General features: G+C 37.6%; 22 protein-coding genes and 1 riboswitch. Of the genes, 17 read left to right on the top strand and 5 right to left on the bottom strand.

The genetic code is table 11. The features are described from left to right. Window positions 1-101: 101 nt before the first annotated feature. The 6 genes from R2R71_RS01540 to rplT all read left to right on the top strand — a co-directional run bounded on the left by R2R71_RS01540 (window position 102) and on the right by rplT (window position 5,588). Window positions 102-1,007 (top strand): hypothetical protein, encoded by a 906-nt coding sequence (locus R2R71_RS01540; protein WP_316829472.1) that lies wholly within the window; start codon window positions 102-104, stop codon window positions 1,005-1,007. Between the two features lie 152 nt (window positions 1,008-1,159). Then, window positions 1,160-2,257: an acyltransferase gene (locus R2R71_RS01535; RefSeq protein ID WP_316829471.1), complete on the top strand. Its 1,098-nt coding sequence runs from the start codon at window positions 1,160-1,162 to the stop codon at window positions 2,255-2,257. 164 nt (window positions 2,258-2,421) lie between these two features. Then, window positions 2,422-4,347 carry a threonine--tRNA ligase gene (gene thrS / locus R2R71_RS01530; protein ID WP_316829470.1) on the top strand — a complete coding sequence of 642 codons (1,926 nt, stop codon included), beginning with the start codon at window positions 2,422-2,424 and terminating at the stop codon, window positions 4,345-4,347. A gap of 23 nt (window positions 4,348-4,370) precedes the next feature. Next, window positions 4,371-4,940: a translation initiation factor IF-3 gene (gene infC / locus R2R71_RS01525; RefSeq protein WP_109928230.1), complete on the top strand. Its 570-nt coding sequence runs from the start codon at window positions 4,371-4,373 to the stop codon at window positions 4,938-4,940. 29 nt (window positions 4,941-4,969) lie between these two features. Further along, window positions 4,970-5,170 (top strand): 50S ribosomal protein L35, encoded by a 201-nt coding sequence (gene rpmI, locus R2R71_RS01520; protein ID WP_056872807.1) that lies wholly within the window; start codon window positions 4,970-4,972, stop codon window positions 5,168-5,170. 73 nt (window positions 5,171-5,243) lie between these two features. Further along, window positions 5,244-5,588, top strand: coding sequence for a 50S ribosomal protein L20 (gene rplT / locus R2R71_RS01515; protein WP_316829469.1), 345 nt, complete (start codon window positions 5,244-5,246; stop codon window positions 5,586-5,588). A 63-nt stretch (window positions 5,589-5,651) separates the two neighbouring features. Here rplT and R2R71_RS01510 read toward each other — a convergent pair whose 3' ends face one another. The 3 genes from R2R71_RS01510 to R2R71_RS01500 form a co-directional block, all read right to left on the bottom strand. Further along, window positions 5,652-5,759, bottom strand: a complete 108-nt coding sequence (locus R2R71_RS01510) for a YegP family protein (protein WP_316829468.1) — start codon at window positions 5,757-5,759, stop codon at window positions 5,652-5,654. After that, on the bottom strand, window positions 5,760-5,984 hold the full coding sequence (locus R2R71_RS01505; RefSeq protein WP_316829467.1) for a DUF1508 domain-containing protein: 225 nt from the start codon (window positions 5,982-5,984) through the stop codon (window positions 5,760-5,762). A gap of 98 nt (window positions 5,985-6,082) precedes the next feature. Beyond that, window positions 6,083-7,330: a serine hydrolase gene (locus R2R71_RS01500; RefSeq protein ID WP_316829466.1), complete on the bottom strand. Its 1,248-nt coding sequence runs from the start codon at window positions 7,328-7,330 to the stop codon at window positions 6,083-6,085. Between the two features lie 70 nt (window positions 7,331-7,400). Beyond that, window positions 7,401-7,586: riboswitch (cobalamin riboswitch) on the top strand. A gap of 97 nt (window positions 7,587-7,683) precedes the next feature. Between R2R71_RS01500 and R2R71_RS01495 the strand changes: the two genes are divergently transcribed. The 7 genes from R2R71_RS01495 (at window position 7,684) to R2R71_RS01465 (ending at window position 13,683) form a co-directional block, all read left to right on the top strand. Continuing rightward, window positions 7,684-9,546, top strand: a complete 1,863-nt coding sequence (locus R2R71_RS01495) for a TonB-dependent receptor plug domain-containing protein (RefSeq protein WP_316829465.1) — start codon at window positions 7,684-7,686, stop codon at window positions 9,544-9,546. A 37-nt stretch (window positions 9,547-9,583) separates the two neighbouring features. Beyond that, the gene (locus tag R2R71_RS01490; RefSeq protein WP_316829464.1) at window positions 9,584-10,174 is read left to right on the top strand and encodes a DUF6580 family putative transport protein; all 591 of its coding nucleotides are present in this window, start codon (window positions 9,584-9,586) and stop codon (window positions 10,172-10,174) included. A 113-nt stretch (window positions 10,175-10,287) separates the two neighbouring features. Beyond that, a complete protein-coding gene (locus R2R71_RS01485; RefSeq protein ID WP_316829463.1) occupies window positions 10,288-11,223 on the top strand; it encodes an ABC transporter substrate-binding protein in 936 nt (311 codons plus the stop codon). After that, window positions 11,220-11,909, top strand: coding sequence for an SIR2 family NAD-dependent protein deacylase (locus tag R2R71_RS01480; RefSeq protein WP_316829462.1), 690 nt, complete (start codon window positions 11,220-11,222; stop codon window positions 11,907-11,909). Before R2R71_RS01485 ends, R2R71_RS01480 begins: the two co-directional genes overlap by 4 nt. Further along, window positions 11,899-12,624, top strand: coding sequence for an ATP-binding protein (locus R2R71_RS01475; RefSeq protein ID WP_316829461.1), 726 nt, complete (start codon window positions 11,899-11,901; stop codon window positions 12,622-12,624). The genes R2R71_RS01480 and R2R71_RS01475 overlap by 11 nt, the downstream gene beginning before the upstream one ends. Window positions 12,625-12,754: 130 nt before the next feature. Next, a complete protein-coding gene (locus tag R2R71_RS01470) occupies window positions 12,755-13,240 on the top strand; it encodes a YMGG-like glycine zipper-containing protein (protein WP_316829460.1) in 486 nt (161 codons plus the stop codon). Between the two features lie 95 nt (window positions 13,241-13,335). Then, complete coding sequence (locus R2R71_RS01465) at window positions 13,336-13,683, top strand: Dabb family protein (protein ID WP_316829459.1); 348 nt, start codon at window positions 13,336-13,338, stop codon at window positions 13,681-13,683. 308 nt (window positions 13,684-13,991) lie between these two features. On the opposite strand, the gene R2R71_RS01460 is transcribed toward R2R71_RS01465, so the two are convergent. Both R2R71_RS01460 and R2R71_RS01455 read right to left on the bottom strand, forming a co-directional pair. Beyond that, complete coding sequence (locus R2R71_RS01460) at window positions 13,992-14,243, bottom strand: hypothetical protein (RefSeq protein ID WP_316829458.1); 252 nt, start codon at window positions 14,241-14,243, stop codon at window positions 13,992-13,994. A 33-nt stretch (window positions 14,244-14,276) separates the two neighbouring features. Continuing rightward, window positions 14,277-14,960: a DUF3291 domain-containing protein gene (locus R2R71_RS01455; RefSeq protein WP_316829457.1), complete on the bottom strand. Its 684-nt coding sequence runs from the start codon at window positions 14,958-14,960 to the stop codon at window positions 14,277-14,279. Between the two features lie 117 nt (window positions 14,961-15,077). Between R2R71_RS01455 and R2R71_RS01450 the strand changes: the two genes are divergently transcribed. From R2R71_RS01450 to R2R71_RS01435, 4 genes are all read left to right on the top strand, one after another. After that, the gene (locus tag R2R71_RS01450) at window positions 15,078-15,557 is read left to right on the top strand and encodes a GAF domain-containing protein (protein WP_316829456.1); all 480 of its coding nucleotides are present in this window, start codon (window positions 15,078-15,080) and stop codon (window positions 15,555-15,557) included. Window positions 15,558-15,568: 11 nt separating this feature from the next. Beyond that, window positions 15,569-16,174, top strand: a complete 606-nt coding sequence (locus R2R71_RS01445) for a DNA-3-methyladenine glycosylase (protein WP_316829455.1) — start codon at window positions 15,569-15,571, stop codon at window positions 16,172-16,174. 68 nt (window positions 16,175-16,242) lie between these two features. Beyond that, window positions 16,243-16,794 carry a hypothetical protein gene (locus R2R71_RS01440; RefSeq protein ID WP_316829454.1) on the top strand — a complete coding sequence of 184 codons (552 nt, stop codon included), beginning with the start codon at window positions 16,243-16,245 and terminating at the stop codon, window positions 16,792-16,794. A gap of 2 nt (window positions 16,795-16,796) precedes the next feature. Continuing rightward, window positions 16,797-17,534 carry an aminotransferase class V-fold PLP-dependent enzyme gene (locus tag R2R71_RS01435; protein ID WP_316829453.1) on the top strand — a complete coding sequence of 246 codons (738 nt, stop codon included), beginning with the start codon at window positions 16,797-16,799 and terminating at the stop codon, window positions 17,532-17,534. Window positions 17,535-17,537: the final 3 nt, after the last annotated feature.

Raw genomic sequence — 17,537 nt, 5'->3', positions numbered from 1 at the left:
TAGAGCTTTAACACTTTTTAACAAGTTTAGCGTTTTATCTGCAATAACTTTGTTAAACCTTTTTGATCCTTTCGTATCTAAACAACAAAACATAAAAACAGATGAAAAAAATCATTTTCGCTTTATTAGGAGTTTTATCTATGGCATCAGTTGCTGATGCACAAAAGAAAACTTCAGGAGCAATACAGTTCGAAACTACAATAGATCCTGCTGCAATGGCAGCTGCAAGCGGTATGCAAATTCCGGAGCAGATGAAAGCAAGAATGCCTTCATCGAGCAAAAGCAATTTTGAATTACTTTTCAACGCAACAAATGCGAGTTATATGCCTGTGGAAGAAACTGAAGACAGTAATGGCGGCGGCGGTGGCGGCGGAATGGGCAGGATGATGATGCGTTTTGGTGGTGCAGGTGGTAATAGAGAATATTATTACACTTTTGCTGATAAAAAATTAGTTGAAGTCTTTGATTTAAGTGACACTACTTATGTAATGCAAAGTGGTTTAAAACTTAACATGACTGCTGGCTTAGGTTTCGGTGGTGGAATGGGCAGAAACCAAAACCCTAACGATACCGCTAAACCAAAACCTGTTGTCCCTCCCAAAATTGAAGTGGTTAAAACCGATGCTACAAAGCAGATTGCAGGTTTCACTTGCCACGAAGCGATTATAAAATCGACCAAAAGCATGAAAATCCTTGATATGGATAGAGATGTTACCGAAGAAACTCATATCTGGTACACTACTGATTTAGGTTTTGATTTCTCGCCTAATCCAAATATGTGGACAGAAGGCACTGTACTTGCCATCGAAGCAAGAGGTAACAGTACAATTGCAAAAAGCATTGAATACAGAAACGTTAGCAGTAAAGATGTAACAGCGCCTAAAAAAGCCGTGCCTATTACAGAAGCTGAGTATAAGGTGAAAATGGAAAACTTGATGAAACGTTTCAGAGGTAATGGAAACGGAAGACCAGGTGGTGGTGCAGTAATCAGAGGTTTTGGTGGATAGTTTTCTTCCTAAATTTATAAAGCCTTTCTGGTGAAATTCGGAAGGGCTTTTTTTATGCCTTAGATTTTGATCTTCATTTTTCTTAACAATATCGCGACATATTTATACTGTATGGCATAATTTAACTATCATTGAAACAAAATCAGATATAAATGGCCGAAAAGTACATCGCTAAGGAAGATATTTTAAAGACAAAGAAGCACTACGAAATTTTAGATGGATTAAGAGGTTTGGCTGCAATTGTAGTTGTTTTTTTTCACTTCATGGAAATTGCTATTGCCGACTACAGCAAAAATTTTATCGCCCACGGCTTTCTTGCAGTAGATTTTTTCTTCTGTTTATCTGGTTTTGTAATTGCCTATGCATACGATAGCCGAATTGAAAAAGTTGGTTTTACTCAGTTTGCCAAGCTTAGGTTAATCCGTTTACATCCATTGGTGCTAATAGGTTCTGTTTTAGGATTATTAACCTTTCTTTTTGATCCTTTCAGTAATTTTTACTCGGTATATGGATTTGGAAAAACCTTATTGTTATTTCTTACCTCTGCATTTTTAATTCCTTATCCGGTAATGGAAGAGCGGTATTTTAACCTGTTTTGCTTAAATGCACCGGCATGGTCGTTATTCTGGGAATATATTGCCAATATTTTTTATGTATTGGTTTTGTACAGGTTAGGAAGAAAAACCTTGCAAGCCGCATCGTTTGTGGCGGTTGGACTTATCTGTTTTGTTGCCTTTAAATCAACCAACCTGACGGGTGGCTGGGGCGGACCAAGCTTTTGGGATGGTGGCGTAAGGGTTTTATACTCTTTTCTGGCCGGGATGCTTGTTTATCGTTCGAACTGGATTATTAAAAACAGGTTAGGCTTTCTGGGCGTTTCGTTATTGTTGCTTTTAGCTTTTTTGGTTCCATTCAACGAGAAATACAACTGGTTAACGGAAACGCTTATCGTTCTAATTTATTTTCCTGTATTGGTTGCCTTAGGTGCAGGTGCAACATTAAAACCTAAACTGGAGCCTTTATGTAAACTATCAGGAGAAATTTCCTATCCGTTGTATATGACGCATTATCCCTTTATTTGGGTTTTTCTTACCTATTTCATAACTGTAAAGCCAGAAATGTCTTTACTTAAATTTACTATTCCTATTTTTCTGCTGCTTTTAATTGCTTTTGCTTATTTGGTAATGCGGTTTGTCGATATTCCGCTTCGTAATTACCTGAAAGATAAGTGGGTGAAAAGTAATCTTTAGGGATGGGGTAAGCCTTCACTTCTAAAGTTCAATAACTTGCTTTTTAGCAAGAAAATCAGCATATTTGCACAAATTAAAATCACGTGGTAAGTGATTTAGAATTAACATTATTTTTAAACCGTTCCAATAATCTTGATCGATGCGGAACAAAATCATAGTTGTAGATGATTAATATTACTTTACCTGACGGCTCCGTTCGTCAGTACGAAAAGGGCACATCTGCCCATCAAATTGCCTTGTCAATTTCTGAAGGTTTAGCAAGAAACGTTTTAGCTGCTGAAGTAAACGGCGAAGTTTGGGATTCAACCCGTCCAATCGAAGCTGATTCTACTGTTAAATTATTAACCTGGAACGATGCGGAAGGTAAATCTACTTTTTGGCATTCATCTGCTCACCTGATGGCTGAAGCTTTGGAAGCACTTTATCCTGGTACAAAATTTGGTATTGGCCCGGCTATTGAAACCGGTTTCTATTATGATGTTGACTTCGGTGACAAGGAATTCTCATCCGATGATTTCAAAGCCATCGAAACTAAAATGATTGAATTGGCTAAGCAAAAAGAAACTTTCACCCGTGAAAGCGTAAGCAAAGCTGATGCGATTAAATATTTTACTGAAAAAGGCGATGAGTATAAACTTGATTTAATTGATGGTTTAGAAGATGGAAAGATTACTTTCTATACACAGGGTGCTTTTACCGATTTGTGCCGCGGTCCACATATTCCTAATACCGGTTTTGTAAAAGCAGTAAAACTGATGAATGTTGCCGGTGCTTACTGGAGAGGTGATGAAACTAAGAAACAGTTAACCCGTATATATGGTGTAACATTTCCGAAGGCGAGTGAGCTTACTGAGTATCTGGCAATGATTGAGGAAGCTAAAAAACGCGACCACCGTAAGCTTGGTAAAGAGTTAGAACTGTTTGCTTTTTCAGAAAAAGTTGGAATGGGCTTGCCTTTATGGTTGCCTAAAGGAACTGCTTTGCGTGAGCGTTTAGTTAACTTTTTAACTAAGGCACAGGCAAAAGCCGGGTATGAGCAGGTGGTTACGCCGCATATTGGCCACAAGAATTTATATGTAACTTCTGGTCACTGGGAGAAATATGGTAAGGATTCGTTCCAGCCAATTAAGACGCCTCAGGAAGGAGAGGAGTTCTTCTTAAAACCGATGAACTGCCCGCACCACTGCGAGATATACAAAACTAAACCACGTTCATATAAAGATTTACCTGTTCGTTTTGCCGAATTTGGTACTGTTTACCGTTACGAGCAGAGCGGCGAATTACACGGCTTAACCCGTGTACGCGGCTTTACTCAGGATGATGCGCACTTGTTCTGTATGCCTGAGCAGGTAAAAGATGAGTTTAAAAAAGTTATCGATTTAGTACTTTATGTTTTTAAATCTTTAGGTTTCGAAAACTATACTGCGCAGATTTCGTTAAGAGATCCGGAAAACAAGTCGAAATATATCGGTTCTGATGAAAACTGGAAGCTTTCTGAAAATGCCATCATTGAGGCTGCTGCAGAAAAAGGCCTTAACACAGTTGTAGAATACGGTGAAGCTGCTTTCTATGGTCCTAAGCTTGATTTCATGGTGAAAGATGCCTTGGGCAGAAAATGGCAGTTAGGTACAATTCAGGTAGATTATAACTTACCAGAGCGTTTTGAACTGGAATATACTGGTAGTGATAATCAAAAACACAGACCGGTGATGATTCACAGGGCTCCGTTTGGTTCTTTAGAAAGATTTATTGCTGTTTTGATAGAACATTGCGCCGGAAACTTCCCTTTATGGTTAAGTCCTGAGCAGTTTATTATCCTTCCTATTTCAGAAAAATATGAAGAATATGCAAAAAAAGTTTTAGATGAATTAAATAATTCCGATATTCGCGGGCTGATTGACTTTCGGGATGAGAAAATCGGTCGCAAAATCCGCGATGCGGAGGTTAAAAAAATTCCTTACATGCTCATTATTGGTGAGAAAGAAATGGCTGAAGGTAAAGTTTCAATCAGAAAACATGGTGAGGGAGATTTAGGAGAAATGACGTTGGAAGAGTTCAGCGGCTTATTATTGAAAGAAGTAACAGTTTAAATTAAAATTAATATTATACAAATTTGGCATTAGGAAGACCAGGATTTAACAGGGGACCACGTCCACCTTTTAAGAAAAAAGAAGCAGAACATAACATTAATCAGTTTATTAAATCGCCCGAAGTGCGTTTAGCTGGCGATAATGTTGAACCGGGGATTTATCCTTTGGCTAAAGCTTTGGCACTTGCTGATGAACTGGAATTGGATTTGGTAGAGATTTCTCCAAATGCAGTACCTCCGGTTTGTAGAATTATCGATTACAGCAAGTTCGTTTACGAGCAAAAGAAAAAGCAGAAGGAAATTAAATCTAATGCTAAGCAAACTGTAATTAAGGAGATTCGTTTCGGTCCGAATACAAACGACCACGATTTCCAGTTTAAACTTAAACATGCCATCAGCTTTTTAGAGAACGGTGAGAAAGTTAGAGCTTATGTGCATTTTAAAGGTAGAGCAATTGTTTACAAAGAGCAGGGCGAAATTTTATTGTTAAAATTTGCTCAGGCTTTGGAAGATGTAGGAAAAGTAGAGTTATTACCTAAATTAGAAGGTAAACGTATGTTCCTTACAGTTGCGCCTAAAGTAGCAAAAAAATAAAAATAGGTTTATAAATTAAAAAACAGGTTATGCCAAAAATGAAAACCAATTCCAGTGCTAAAAAGCGTTTTTCGCTTACTGGAACAGGTAAAATCAAAAGAAACAACGCATACAAAAGTCACATCTTAACAAAGATGAGTACTAAACGTAAACGTGCACTTGGAAACGCTAGCATGGTAACAGCAGCAGATACTGGTAACGTTAAACGTATGCTTTGTATCGGAAAGTAATTTATTAATTCACCAGGTATCAGGCATTAAAGTTCCTTAAACAGGGCGCCGCTTACCAAAAAACAACAACAACATGCCACGTTCGGTAAACGCAGTAGCTTCGAGAAGAAGAAGAAAAAAAGTCCTTAATATGGCCAAAGGCTATTGGGGCGCAAGAAGTAAGGTTTTTACAATTGCTAAAAATACGGTAGAAAAAGGTTTGCAATATGCTTACCGTGACCGTAAAGTTAAGAAAAGAGAATTCCGCGGATTGTGGATTCAACGTATCAATGCAGGTGCACGCCAGCATGGTATTTCTTACTCTCAGTTAATTGGTAAACTAGCTTCTAAAGAAATCGGTTTAAACCGTAAAGTATTGGCTGATTTAGCAATGAATCACCCAGAAGCTTTCAAAGCTGTAATTGATGCAGTAAAATAGAAATTCTCGCTCAGGCGATAATGATATTAAAAAAGTCCCGATGAAAATCGGGACTTTTTTGTTTTAGGCCGTTTGGTCATCAACCGTTGCCTCCGGTGCATTGTTTTTTACCGATACAATTCCGTTATCTCTTGAAGCTTCACTCTCGTACATCTGGCTTGTTCCGATCACTTATCCGTTTGTTGCCTTTAAATTAAAATAAGCTTTACCATTGCTAGCCGTTTTCTTTTCAAATTTCGAATCGTCTTGCGAATTTTTTCTTACCGATTCAATTCCGTTTTCGCAGCTTGTCTTAGCCGAATAACCTTCGCTGCTTAAGATTGTTTGTCCGTTACCCGCAACAAGGTTAAATTGAAATTCTCCGTTTGTTCTTTTACTGATTACAAATTTTCCCATAACTGATTTGGTTTTAAATAATTATTAATGTTTCGTATAGGGATGATTATCTTAAAGTTATCGAATATTTATGTTTTGTTATATTAACTTTTTGTAATCTATTTATAACCCATTTTCAGCTTGCTCAGATTGGGACGATGTAGTTTTTTACGCTTCATTTCATACTCATATATGGTTCTGCCCAGGTTTTTCATAAATGGATAACATACCGTTTCATACTCGTATTTATTATCGTTAAATATGCCGTCTTCATTGCTCTGTACAACAGCGGTTAAGAAAAACTCAATTCCACTTTTGAAATCCACGAAGTAAGAATTGTCGATTATGTAGCCATAACTGTCACCGTATTTGTTAAATATGCGGATGTTAGGATTTAAATCAGTTTCTTTTTCCCGTCCATAATAAAGCATTTTAGCGTAGGTTGGCCAGAACTCCTCGGGCTTGTATTTCGGGTCAGCGCTTTCAGTAGGGTACATGCTCATGTAGGTATAAATCAGATTATAATCGGCGGCTGTTAAATGATAACGCTCTTTTAAGGAGAAGGCTTCAGGTAAAATAAGCTTTTTCATTAGCTCTTGCTGGTCATTAATAGCAAATGCATTCTTATTTTCCAGGCTAAAGGGCTTGTTTACTAATTTATCGGTACTGTCCAGGTAACCTTTTCCCATAGTGGTATTGGTTAACGTTAATGGATATTCCTTAGCATCAAATTGTGCGGGCTGACTGTAAACCAGTTTATCGCCATTGTAAAATTTAATCGGGTTAGTATGTTTTGCCGTTTCTCCGGCATCGCCAATAGCCAGGCGATTTAAAATGCGGCTATCGTTTAAGCCATATTTTTTTAACTTTTCATTTATTTCAGCACGGCCAATAAACTCAAATAAACGGTTGAAAGCATCATTATCGCTGGTTAACAAAATTTTCTTAATGTAATGTTCCAGTGAAGGTAGACCATTTGCCGAAGAGGTGTCTTTAGTAACTTTTGTATGTCCTTTGAAAGCACTATCAGTTATCATCGTACTTTTAACCGTTAATCCGGTACTTTTTAGCCGATTTACTTTTTCCAGGGCGAAGATAACGGCAGCAAGTTTAACTGTACTTGCCGGATAGAAATAATGATGAGCATCAAAATTATAAGAATAAGTTTTAAAACTGGGCTTATTCTGTGTATCGCGGTTCACTTGCGTGTACAAAACCTGGATCTGGTTTTTGTCAGGATGGTTTAACACCTTACTGAATAGTTCTGGTTTTGATTCCATTAACTTTTTTAGCAAAACGGTATCTGTTTGTTGTGCTTTTGCAATCAAACTCATTACAGAAAATAAGGTAAGGCAAATAAATTTCATAACTAAAGTTAGCTTTTTGTGTTATAAAACCCATTTCCCATCATCCATTTTACATCTTACCAAATTTTGTTACTTTTGCAGCGCTTTTGGTTTCCGGATTTACATCCGGAATTAAAAGGGAATGCAGTGTAATTCTGCAACTGTCCCGCAGCTGTAAGCTCCATAACGGTATTTCAATCTAAAGCCACTATTTCAATGGGAAGGCAGAAAGAACCGGGAGTAAGTCAGAAGACCTGCCTTTAGCGAATAATTTCATAGCTTTCGGGGATTGAAGCTAGGATTGAGGTACTTAACGTTTTTCGTATTTTCATTTCCTTTTCTAACTGTTGGCTGTGGGCAAAACTCACAATCAAATGAACAAAAAAAGAATTTTAATTGCTGCTGGCCTGGGGTTTGCACAATTAACAGTTAGTCAGCTGGCTAACGCTCAAGACAGTCTACGTCTGAAAGATGTTGTAATCACAGCAACAAAAAACGATCAAAAACAATCACAAACAGGTAAAGTAGTAACCATTATCAGTAATGAAGTGCTGGAGAGAAGTCATGGTAAATCGTTACCTGATTTAATCAGCGAGCAGGCAGGAATCATCGTTGCTGGTGCAAGCAGTAATCCAGGGTTAAATAAATCGGTATTTTTTCGCGGTGCTGGGAGTGCATATGCAGTTGTCTTAATAGATGGAATCGTTCAGAATGACCCATCTGGCAATGGTGGTGCATTCGATTTACGTTTACTTTCCATCGACCAGATTGACCATATTGAGATTTTGAGAGGCGGGCAATCTACCATTTATGGTTCAGATGCTGTAGCGGGTGTAATCAACATCATTACTAAAAAAGGTGGACCAAAAGGTAATACAATTTACGGTGTTGCAAGTGCTGGTAGCTATGAAACTTATAAAGGTACTATTGGTTTAAATGGCGGTGTTGAAGGATTTAGCTATAACATTAACTACACACAAAATAAAACAAACGGCATTTCAGAAGCTGCAAATCCGGCAGGAAATAATACTGAATTCGATAAAGACGGTTTCAGAACCGGTGCATTAAATGCTAATTTTGGTATTAAGCTTGATAAACATTTCTCGATTAACCCATTTGTGAGGTACTATTATGGGAATTATAGTTTTGATGGAGGTGCTTTTACTGATGCCGGAAATTATTCAATCCTGAAAAATGTGGCAGCAGGTACAAACGCAAAATATGAATTTGCTACGGGAAAAGTTACCTTAAACTACAGCTATGAAAATACTTCTAACGATGCGCACAGCTCATTCCCGAGCTTTAGCCAGGGCAAGGTGAACATTATCGATTTATTTTACAACCAGAAATTAAACAACAATTTAGATTTATTAGTAGGGATTGATAATCGTGTAATGAAGTTAACAGCAGCGGGTTCAAACCCTAAAGCTAATATTTTCGCGGCTTATGGTTCATTGTTCTTACACGATTTAAGCATATTTAACCTGGAAGTTGGCGGACGTTACAATAAACACGAACAATATGGCGAGAACTATACTTATTCAGTAACTCCAAGCATCAACATCATTAAAGAAATTAAGTTATTCGGAACAGTTTCAACGGCTTTTAAAGTACCTACATTAAATATGTTGTTTGGCCAGTTTGGTGCTAATTTAAACCTGAAGCCTGAGAAATCGCAAAACTATGAGGCTGGCGTGAATTTCAGTTTTGCCGATGATAAGTTTTCTTTACGTGTAGCCGGATTTAAACGCGATTTAACTGATGCAATTATTTATGCTTATCCTGCCGGTTATGTAAACCAGGTTAGCCAGAAAACAAAGGGACTTGAGGTTGAACCTGCTGTTAAGTTAGGTAAGTTTAACTTAAATGGTTATTACGCTTATGTAGAAGGTAATGAATTTAACTTTGTTGATAATGCAATTGCTGATTACCTTTTCCGCAGACCAAAACATACTTTTGGTATTAATGCAGGTTTACAGGCTACAGCTAATTTATTTGTGAGTGCTAACTATCGTTATTTTGGTAGCCGTACCGATGGAAATTTCAGTACTTACACGGTTGATACATTGCCTGCATATAAGTTGCTTGGTGCTTACGCAGAATATGCTCTGGCTGGTAAAAGGGTGAAGCTATTCTTTGATGCTAAAAATATCTTAAACGAAAAATATAACGAGATTATTGGTTATAATAGTTTAGGCTTCAATTTTAATACCGGTGTTACTTTTAATATCCGTTAAGAAAATTTAACTTTGCACTATAAATAACCAATATAAAATGGCTCACTTAAAATTTAACCCACGTACCGTAGTTTTATTGTTAATGATATTGGCAATAACCGGCTTCCGTTTGTTGGTGACATTCAATTCAGATGAATTAAAATTTGCAAACTTCTCCTCAATCGGTGCTGTAGCACTTTTTGGCGGTGCGTACTTTAAAGACCATTTAAAAGCTTTTGCGTTTCCGATATTGAGTTTGTTTTTAAGCGATTTTGTGCTATCAACAACTATTTTTAGCAAATACAGCAATGGTTTCCTTTATGAAGGTTGGTACTGGGTTTATTTGGCCTTTGCATTAATGGTTTTGGTTGGGCGTGTGATGTTGAAAAATATCAATATTGTTAATCTGCTAGCCTCTACATTGGTTATTGTGTTAATCCACTGGATTGTAACTGATTTTCCTATATGGTTTAAGAATCCTGCGTATACACAAGACCTTGCAGGCTTCTGGTTAGTTTTAGAAAAAGCTATTCCATTTGAAATCAGATTCCTTGAAGGAACATTAATTTATGGTGCATTGCTTTTCGGAGCTTTTGAAATATTAAAGGCTAAATATCCTGTATTAAAATTACAGGTGCAAAAAGCCTGATTACAATTTTTTTAGTGTTAATCCTCTTTTGATGAATTTCAAAAGGGGATTTTTTTTAAATTTAAATCTACCGTCGCTTATACTTATTTTAAATGACGATATAAATATTTGATATGAAAGTTGTTTCTTTTTTGCCTGCTGCTACCAAAATGATTTATGATATGGGTTTACAGGAATACCTCTGCGGTGTTACTTTCGAATGCCCTAAAGAGGCTGCTGATATGCCTAAAATTGTTCGTTGCATTTTGGAAGGTAAGAATTATTCAAGTATCGAAATCGATCGCATATTTTCTGCATCTAAAGCCCAGGGTAAGAGTTTATATTGGGTTGATGATGAATTACTGGAGCGTATTTCTCCTGATATTGTATTTACACAGGATGTTTGTGAGGTTTGTAACATCGACACCGTTTGTACTGAAACTGCGGTGATGAAGTTAACCAAACAACCCCTTTTGGTTCCTTTATCTCCAAATAACCTTAATGATGTTTACGAGTGTGCATTAACTATTGCCCGGGCTATGGGCAAAGAGGAAGTTGCCTTAAAGTATCTCGCGGGTTTACAGAAACGTACAGCTTATGTTTTAGATGAGCTAAGGGCAAACAGCGCACCGCTGAAACGGGTAATGATTATGGAGTGGATTGAACCGGTGTATAATTGTGGCCATTGGATTCCTTTTCAGGTTGCAGCGGCTGGTGGTGTCGATATGTTATCCAATCCGGCAGGCGATTCTATTGTAATCCAATGGGATAAAATCCTCAAATATAATCCTGAAGTGCTTATTGTTGCCCCTTGTGGGTTTGATGTACAGCGCAGCATAGAAGAAATGAGTTTACTGGTTTCGAAACCTGGCTGGGATGAGCTTGAAGCTGTAAAAAGTAACCAGGTTTATATTGCCGATTTCGATATGTTTACGCAGCCAAGCGCCGGGACCTTGGTTGATGGAATTGAATCATTGGCCTGCATGTTTCACCCGGAAATTTTCCAGGCGAATGGAAGAATCGGCAATAAGTTTGTTAATTTTTCTAAGCTCAACGTATTTAAAAGATGAAAAAACTGGTGGTATTAACAGGTGCCGGCATAAGTGCTGAAAGTGGCTTGAAAACTTTTCGCGATTCTGATGGCTTATGGGAAGGTTACAATGTTTACGATGTAGCAACCCCCGAAGCCTGGGAAAGAAACCCAGGCCTGGTACAGGAATTTTATAATGAGCGAAGGCGGCAGGTTGTTTCTGCCAGACCAAATGCCGGGCACGAGATTTTAGCGGAACTCGAAAAGTATTTTGATGTTGAGATCGTCACTCAGAACATTGATGATTTGCATGAACGGGCAGGTTCTACTAAAGTAACGCACCTTCACGGCGTTATTACTAAATCCCAATCTGATAAAAAATCCAGTCTTGTATACCCGGTTGCAGGAACGGAAATTAAAATGGGAGAATTGTGTGAGTTGGGATCACAGTTGCGGCCACACGTAGTTTGGTTCGGTGAAGCCGTTCCTATGATAGAAGTGGCAGCAAAGATTTGCCGTACTGCCGATATTTTTGTACTTATAGGAACTTCATTGGCTGTATATCCAGCAGCAGGTTTAATTGATTTTATTTCATCATCAGCGCCAAAGTATATTATCGATCCGGTAACGCCCGACGTAAAACGCTATAAAAATACTTTTGCTATTGAAAAAGGTGCCGTTGAGGGCATGGCAGCGCTTAAGGAAATCTTGTTAAATGAAAATTAAGCGGCAATGTATTTTTAACTGGAGTGGTGGTAAAGATAGTACGCTCGCTTTGCATTACGCCATGCAGGATAGTTCAATTGAAATTAAATACCTCGTTACAACAGTTACCGAAAAATACAACAGGGTTTCTATGCATGGTGTTCGCGAATCGTTGCTGATTAAACAAGCCGAAAGTATTGGTATTCCTTTGTATCAAATCAGGCTACCCGAAATGCCTGATATGAAAACCTATGATGATGTGATGCATCTTCATCTTACTAAATTTAAAGAAGAAGGTATAACACATTCTATATTTGGTGATATCTTCTTGAAAAATTTAAGGACATATCGCGAAAATAAACTGAAAGAAGCAGGGCTCGAGGCTATATTTCCTTTATGGAAAATGAATACAACCGCAATCATCAAGGAGTTTTTAAATCTGAATTACAATACAATCATTGTTTGCGCTCAGCAGAATTTAAAGGAAATCTGCGGAAAAGTCATTAACACAAGTCTAATCAGCTCGTTACCACCAAATATTGATCCTTGCGGGGAGAATGGAGAGTTCCATACATTTGCTTTTGAAGGTCCTGTTTTTAAGCAAAAAATTGATTTTATGACAGGGGAATTGGTTTTCAGGACTTACGCCCAGCCGTCTGATACCGCTTCAAATCAGGTAGATAAAGATGCAACTCAGCCTGAAATTGGTTTCTGGTATATTGATTTAGTTGATTAATTTTTGATTTCCAAAACAATTTGGCATCATTTTTTCTTTAGTATGGGTAATTAACTAAATCATATAGCAAATGAAACTTCCGGGCGAGGTTAGGTAGTCAGGAACGAGTAATCAAAAAAAATCAGGAATCATGAAAAAGATATTAGTAGTGTTAGCTTTAAGTTCAGTAATGTTTGCATGTAACAACAAAGCAAAAGAAGAGGCTGCATTTAAACAACAAGAAGCAGAAAAGGCATTAGCCGTTAAAGCTGTTAAAGATAGCTTACGTTTAGATAGCTTTAAAAAAGCTGAATTAGTGAAAAAAGAACAGGCCGCTGAAGAACAACGTCAGGCAGAATTAGCTGCAGCCCGCAGGGCCGGAGCAAACTCTGTAAGTTCAGGAGGTAGTACTTCAAGCTCATACGGTGGAACACAGCCAACAGCTAAGAAAAAAGGCTGGAGTGATGCTGCGAAAGGTACAGTAATTGGTGCAGCAGCAGGTGCCGTAGGTGGTGCTTTAATTGATAAGAAAAAAGGTCGTGGTGCAGTAATCGGCGGATTAGTAGGTGCTGGTGGTGGTTACTTAATCGGTAGAGGTGAAGACAGAAAATCTGGTCGCGTGCAACCTAAAAATTAATCAGTAAGTCATAATATTTTAAAGCGGTCGTCCTTTGATGACCGCTTTTTTTATGTCTCAAAAAATCGTTCTATATTTAAATAAATAAAATCCCCATGACAGAAAATAATAACGCCGAAAAAGGGCAGGTACAACACTTCGTGATGTTTTGGTTAAAACCTCAGTTAACCAAAACAGAGATAGCTGATTTTACACAGTTTTTTGAAGCTTTGAAGCCAATTAAATATATCAAAACGCTTAATTACGGTTTAGCAGCTAATACACCTGTTCGGCCTGTAACCGATAATTCTTTTACCTATGCACTAACCATTACTTTCGCTAACATCGAAGATCATAATGCTTATCAGGAAGATAAAATACATTTAGATGCCGTAGAGAAATTTTCTAAAAACTGGTATAGGGTAGTTGTTCATGATATTGTTATCGCATCCGTTAAAGGATAAGAAATCGCTTTGATATAAAAGTACGCTATACTTTACACAAAAAAACCTAAGGCCAGCTGGCCTTAGGTTTTTTTTGTGTGTTAACTGCTGAAATAGCATGAACCTCTCATTTATTTGGTAAAATAACGGTACAAAATAATGTTTTGTGGTATGTTATAGTTTTCTGTTTATCAATTGTTTATGTTTTTTATTTGAAGTAATTTTGTTTTTAAGAGTTGATTCTAGGTTGGGAATAGGGGCTAAAAACGAAATTTTATTTTGTTTTGATGTTTTTATTGCTGAAAATCAGTTAGTTGTGATATTGTTTTCTAATATTGGTGTCTTGTGTAGGCTGAATTGAAATCGCTTCGCATTAACTTAAATCTATCGATTACAGTTGTGATGAACTCCTCATCCAGAATTTCGAATACATCATTAACGCCTCCGCCACTCAAATCTAATTCGGCGAGTTTATAGCTTTGTTCGAAGGTTCCCTGTTCAAATTTTACAATGTATTTCTGGTTCATCGAAAAGATGGATATTTTACATTCCGGGTGCGGAAGCTCTGCAATTACTCTCATGTTTATAATTATTGAATTTTAAGATTTGATTGATTAAATAGATTGGCCGTTTAAACTCCCGTGGCTTTCTATAATTTCAAAGCGGGCAAAAAGCTCCTCTGAATACCATTTTCTTTCCCGTGTAAGCTTAATAATGTCCGAATGGTCAAAAGAACGGTAGGCGTAATTTTTCATATGTTCTATGTTGTCCCAAACAGAGAAAGTAGCCTGGTCAAAAAAAGGATTCTCGCCGATTCCTGCTGATAATATAAAGCCATCAGCTTCTCTCATGGCCTCGGCAGCTCTTTTTATATTGTTTCTAAACTCTTTTATTTTACCAGGACGAATTGCTGCTCTTGTGAGTATAGCTACTTTTTCGTTTTTCTGAGTTAAATCATTTTTTACTATAAAAGGCTCTTTACCTGACCATAAGCCATGCGATTTTAAAGGTTTAAGTAATATTGTAAATGTTTCTTTGCTAAAGTGACTGAACCATTTGGCAGGAATTGATTTGCTATAAAATTCATCACAATCAATACGGTTCTCCCAGGTTGTTAAAATTGCCCAATGTTTAAAGTCGGGTGGTAAATCAACTTGTGCATTTTTACCGCTGCCCATTAACTTCCAGAAGTTACATTTCCTGTTCAACCATAAGGGTAAGCGTAAAATAGCCATTCCTAAAAAGGCGAAAGGGATGTTTCTGCTTTTAAACTTTGTTATTGTTAAGGCTACAATCATGCTTTACGGATAAATGTTGTCAAAACTAATGAAATTACCCTTATCCTGTTTTCAAAAAAATGTCATTATCATAAAGGAAGCTAGTGTATTATTTAAAACTGATTAACTTTGTTAACTATGGCAGAAGACTTAATTATAAACAGGGCTGTAACGAAAGCTGAGCAATATGAATCACTAATTCCTCAAATTGAAGGTTTATTGTATGGGGAAACTGATTTTGTGGCGAATATGGCAAACGTAGCGGCTGCACTAAAAGAGCAATTTAACTGGTTTTGGGTTGGTTTTTATCTCGTTAAAAATGATGAGCTGGTTTTGGGACCTTTTCAAGGGCCTGTTGCCTGTACCCGAATTAAGAAGGGTAAAGGTGTGTGTGGTTCATCATGGGCGCAGGAAGAAACATTAATTGTTTCCGACGTGGATGAATTTCCAGGGCATATTGCCTGTGCTTTTGCTTCAAAGTCTGAAATTGTACTGCCATTAATCAAAAGTGGTGAGGTAATCGGTGTACTCGATGTTGATAGTGAATTCTTAAATCATTTTGATGATACAGATAAGGTTAATTTAGAGAAAGTTATAGCTGTTTTATTAAATAAATAGATTAATTTAAATTGAAGCTGGAGCTTGATTATTATCTGAATGAAGATGTTGTTGCTTTGGCAAAAGATCTGCTCGGTAAAGTGCTGTTTACGCAAATTGATGGACAGGTAACTGCCGGGATAATAGTCGAAACGGAAGCTTATTTTGGGGTAAAGGATAAAGCTTCTCATGCTTATGGTGGCCGTCGTACTGCTCGTACGGAAACCATGTATAGTGAGGGAGGTGTAGCTTACGTTTACCTGTGTTACGGGATGCATCATCTTTTTAATGTAGTAAGTTCGGTAAAGGATGAACCGCATGCAGTTTTAATCAGGGCGATAGAGCCATTGATAGGTGTTGCGTTGATGGAAGAACGAAGAAATATGTCCGTATCGAAAGCAGCGATTTCTTCAGGTCCTGGTTCTGCAGCTAAAGCATTGGGTATCGACCGGTCTTTTAATGCTAAAGATTTATCAGGCAGTGAAATATGGATAGAAGATCATCAGCTTTCTTGTGCTGATGGGCAAATTGTCGCTGCACCCCGTGTCGGTATCGCTTATGCTGAGGAGCATGCCTTGCTTCCCTGGAGATTCTTTGTTAGTGGCAATAAATACGTAAGTAAACCGAATAAGGTGTGATTTTTTTTTGCTTCAGCTATCGCTAGCGGGTTTTTAACAATATCTGCTTTTTTCGTATTATTGATGCAATGAATTTAGAAAACAATCTCCCGTTTGCGAAAGCGATGGATGCTGCTGATGAACTGAAACAATTTAGGAGTCAGTTCTTATTTCCTAAGCAAAATAATAAAGATTTTATATATCTGTGTGGTAACTCTTTAGGATTGCAACCTAAAGTGTCAAAAGAGGTTTTGGGTCGTCAGCTCGATAACTGGGCTAATTATGCTGTAGAAGGTTGGTTCGACGGTGAAGAACCCTGGATGTTTTACCATAAAGAACTTAAAAAGTTAATGGCACCAATTGTTGGAGCATATCCGGCAGAGGTTTGTCCAATGAACACGCTAACGGTGAATCTTCATCTGTTGATGGTGAGCTTTTATCAGCCAAAAGGAAAGCGGTTTAAGATAATTATGGAGGGCGGCGCTTTTCCTTCTGATCAATATGCTATTGAAAGCCAGGTTAGGTTTCATGGTTTTGATCCAAAAGAAGCGATTATAGAAGTTTTTCCTCGTAAAGGTGATGAAATATCCTTAAGACGGAAGATATCGTTGCTCAGATCGAAGAATACAGTGATGAGATAGCTTTGGTTTTATTTGGTGGCATTAATTACTATACTGGTCAATGGTATGACATGGAGACAATTACCCGTGCAGGGCATGCTGTTGGTGCACTGGTTGGTTGGGATCTTGCCCATGCAGCAGGAAACGTGCCTTTAAAACTCCATGATTGGAATGTTGATTTCGCCTGTTGGTGTTCTTATAAATACCAGAATTCAGGGCCCGGTGGTATAAGCGCAATCTTTGTTCATGAAAAACATTTTGAAAATACGGCTTTAAATCGCTTTGCGGGCTGGTGGGGCTACCAGGAAAATAAGCGTTTTAAAATGGAAAAAGGTTTCGTTCCGGAGGTTGGCGCCGATGGATGGCAGGTAAGTTGTACGCAGGTAATGCCGATGTCGTTATACCATGCTTCGTTACAGATTTTTGAAAATGCTGGTTTTATTGAGCCATTAAGATCTAAAAGTATAGATTTAACAAATTACCTTGAATTTATTGTCAGTCAGGTTAATATAAATATTGGATATGAGCAATATAAAATCATTACACCAAAAGAACCTGAAAATAGAGGTGCGCAATTATCAATTATCGCAAAACAAAAAGGTAAGCAGATTTTTGATGGTTTGGTTGAAAACAATGTGCTTGGCGACTGGCGGGAGCCTGATGTGATTCGATTGAGTCCGGTTCCGCTTTATAATTCATTTGAGGATATCTATCAAACCGGAAAAATTTTACTTGATGTAACCAGGAAAATATTAAACTAACGA

It is taken from the genome of Pedobacter aquatilis, from assembly GCF_032678405.1.
GTDB lineage: Bacteria > Bacteroidota > Bacteroidia > Sphingobacteriales > Sphingobacteriaceae > Pedobacter > Pedobacter aquatilis_A.
This window is presented reverse-complemented; position numbering and strand designations above follow the sequence as displayed.

Coding starts and splice junctions, on each gene's coding strand:
- R2R71_RS01475 (WP_316829461.1), top strand. CDS start 11,899: ATGAAAATTAAGCGGCAATGTATTTTTAACTGGAGTGGTGGTAAAGAT.
- R2R71_RS01495 (WP_316829465.1), top strand. CDS start 7,684: ATGAACAAAAAAAGAATTTTAATTGCTGCTGGCCTGGGGTTTGCACAA.
- rpmI (WP_056872807.1), top strand. CDS start 4,970: ATGCCAAAAATGAAAACCAATTCCAGTGCTAAAAAGCGTTTTTCGCTT.
- R2R71_RS01460 (WP_316829458.1), bottom strand. CDS start 14,243: ATGAGAGTAATTGCAGAGCTTCCGCACCCGGAATGTAAAATATCCATC.
- R2R71_RS01505 (WP_316829467.1), bottom strand. CDS start 5,984: ATGGGAAAATTTGTAATCAGTAAAAGAACAAACGGAGAATTTCAATTT.
- R2R71_RS01465 (WP_316829459.1), top strand. CDS start 13,336: ATGACAGAAAATAATAACGCCGAAAAAGGGCAGGTACAACACTTCGTG.
- R2R71_RS01485 (WP_316829463.1), top strand. CDS start 10,288: ATGAAAGTTGTTTCTTTTTTGCCTGCTGCTACCAAAATGATTTATGAT.
- R2R71_RS01535 (WP_316829471.1), top strand. CDS start 1,160: ATGGCCGAAAAGTACATCGCTAAGGAAGATATTTTAAAGACAAAGAAG.
- R2R71_RS01490 (WP_316829464.1), top strand. CDS start 9,584: ATGGCTCACTTAAAATTTAACCCACGTACCGTAGTTTTATTGTTAATG.
- R2R71_RS01500 (WP_316829466.1), bottom strand. CDS start 7,330: ATGAAATTTATTTGCCTTACCTTATTTTCTGTAATGAGTTTGATTGCA.
- thrS (WP_316829470.1), top strand. CDS start 2,422: ATGATTAATATTACTTTACCTGACGGCTCCGTTCGTCAGTACGAAAAG.
- R2R71_RS01440 (WP_316829454.1), top strand. CDS start 16,243: ATGAATTTAGAAAACAATCTCCCGTTTGCGAAAGCGATGGATGCTGCT.
- R2R71_RS01450 (WP_316829456.1), top strand. CDS start 15,078: ATGGCAGAAGACTTAATTATAAACAGGGCTGTAACGAAAGCTGAGCAA.
- R2R71_RS01540 (WP_316829472.1), top strand. CDS start 102: ATGAAAAAAATCATTTTCGCTTTATTAGGAGTTTTATCTATGGCATCA.
- R2R71_RS01455 (WP_316829457.1), bottom strand. CDS start 14,960: ATGATTGTAGCCTTAACAATAACAAAGTTTAAAAGCAGAAACATCCCT.
- rplT (WP_316829469.1), top strand. CDS start 5,244: ATGCCACGTTCGGTAAACGCAGTAGCTTCGAGAAGAAGAAGAAAAAAA.
- R2R71_RS01470 (WP_316829460.1), top strand. CDS start 12,755: ATGAAAAAGATATTAGTAGTGTTAGCTTTAAGTTCAGTAATGTTTGCA.
- R2R71_RS01480 (WP_316829462.1), top strand. CDS start 11,220: ATGAAAAAACTGGTGGTATTAACAGGTGCCGGCATAAGTGCTGAAAGT.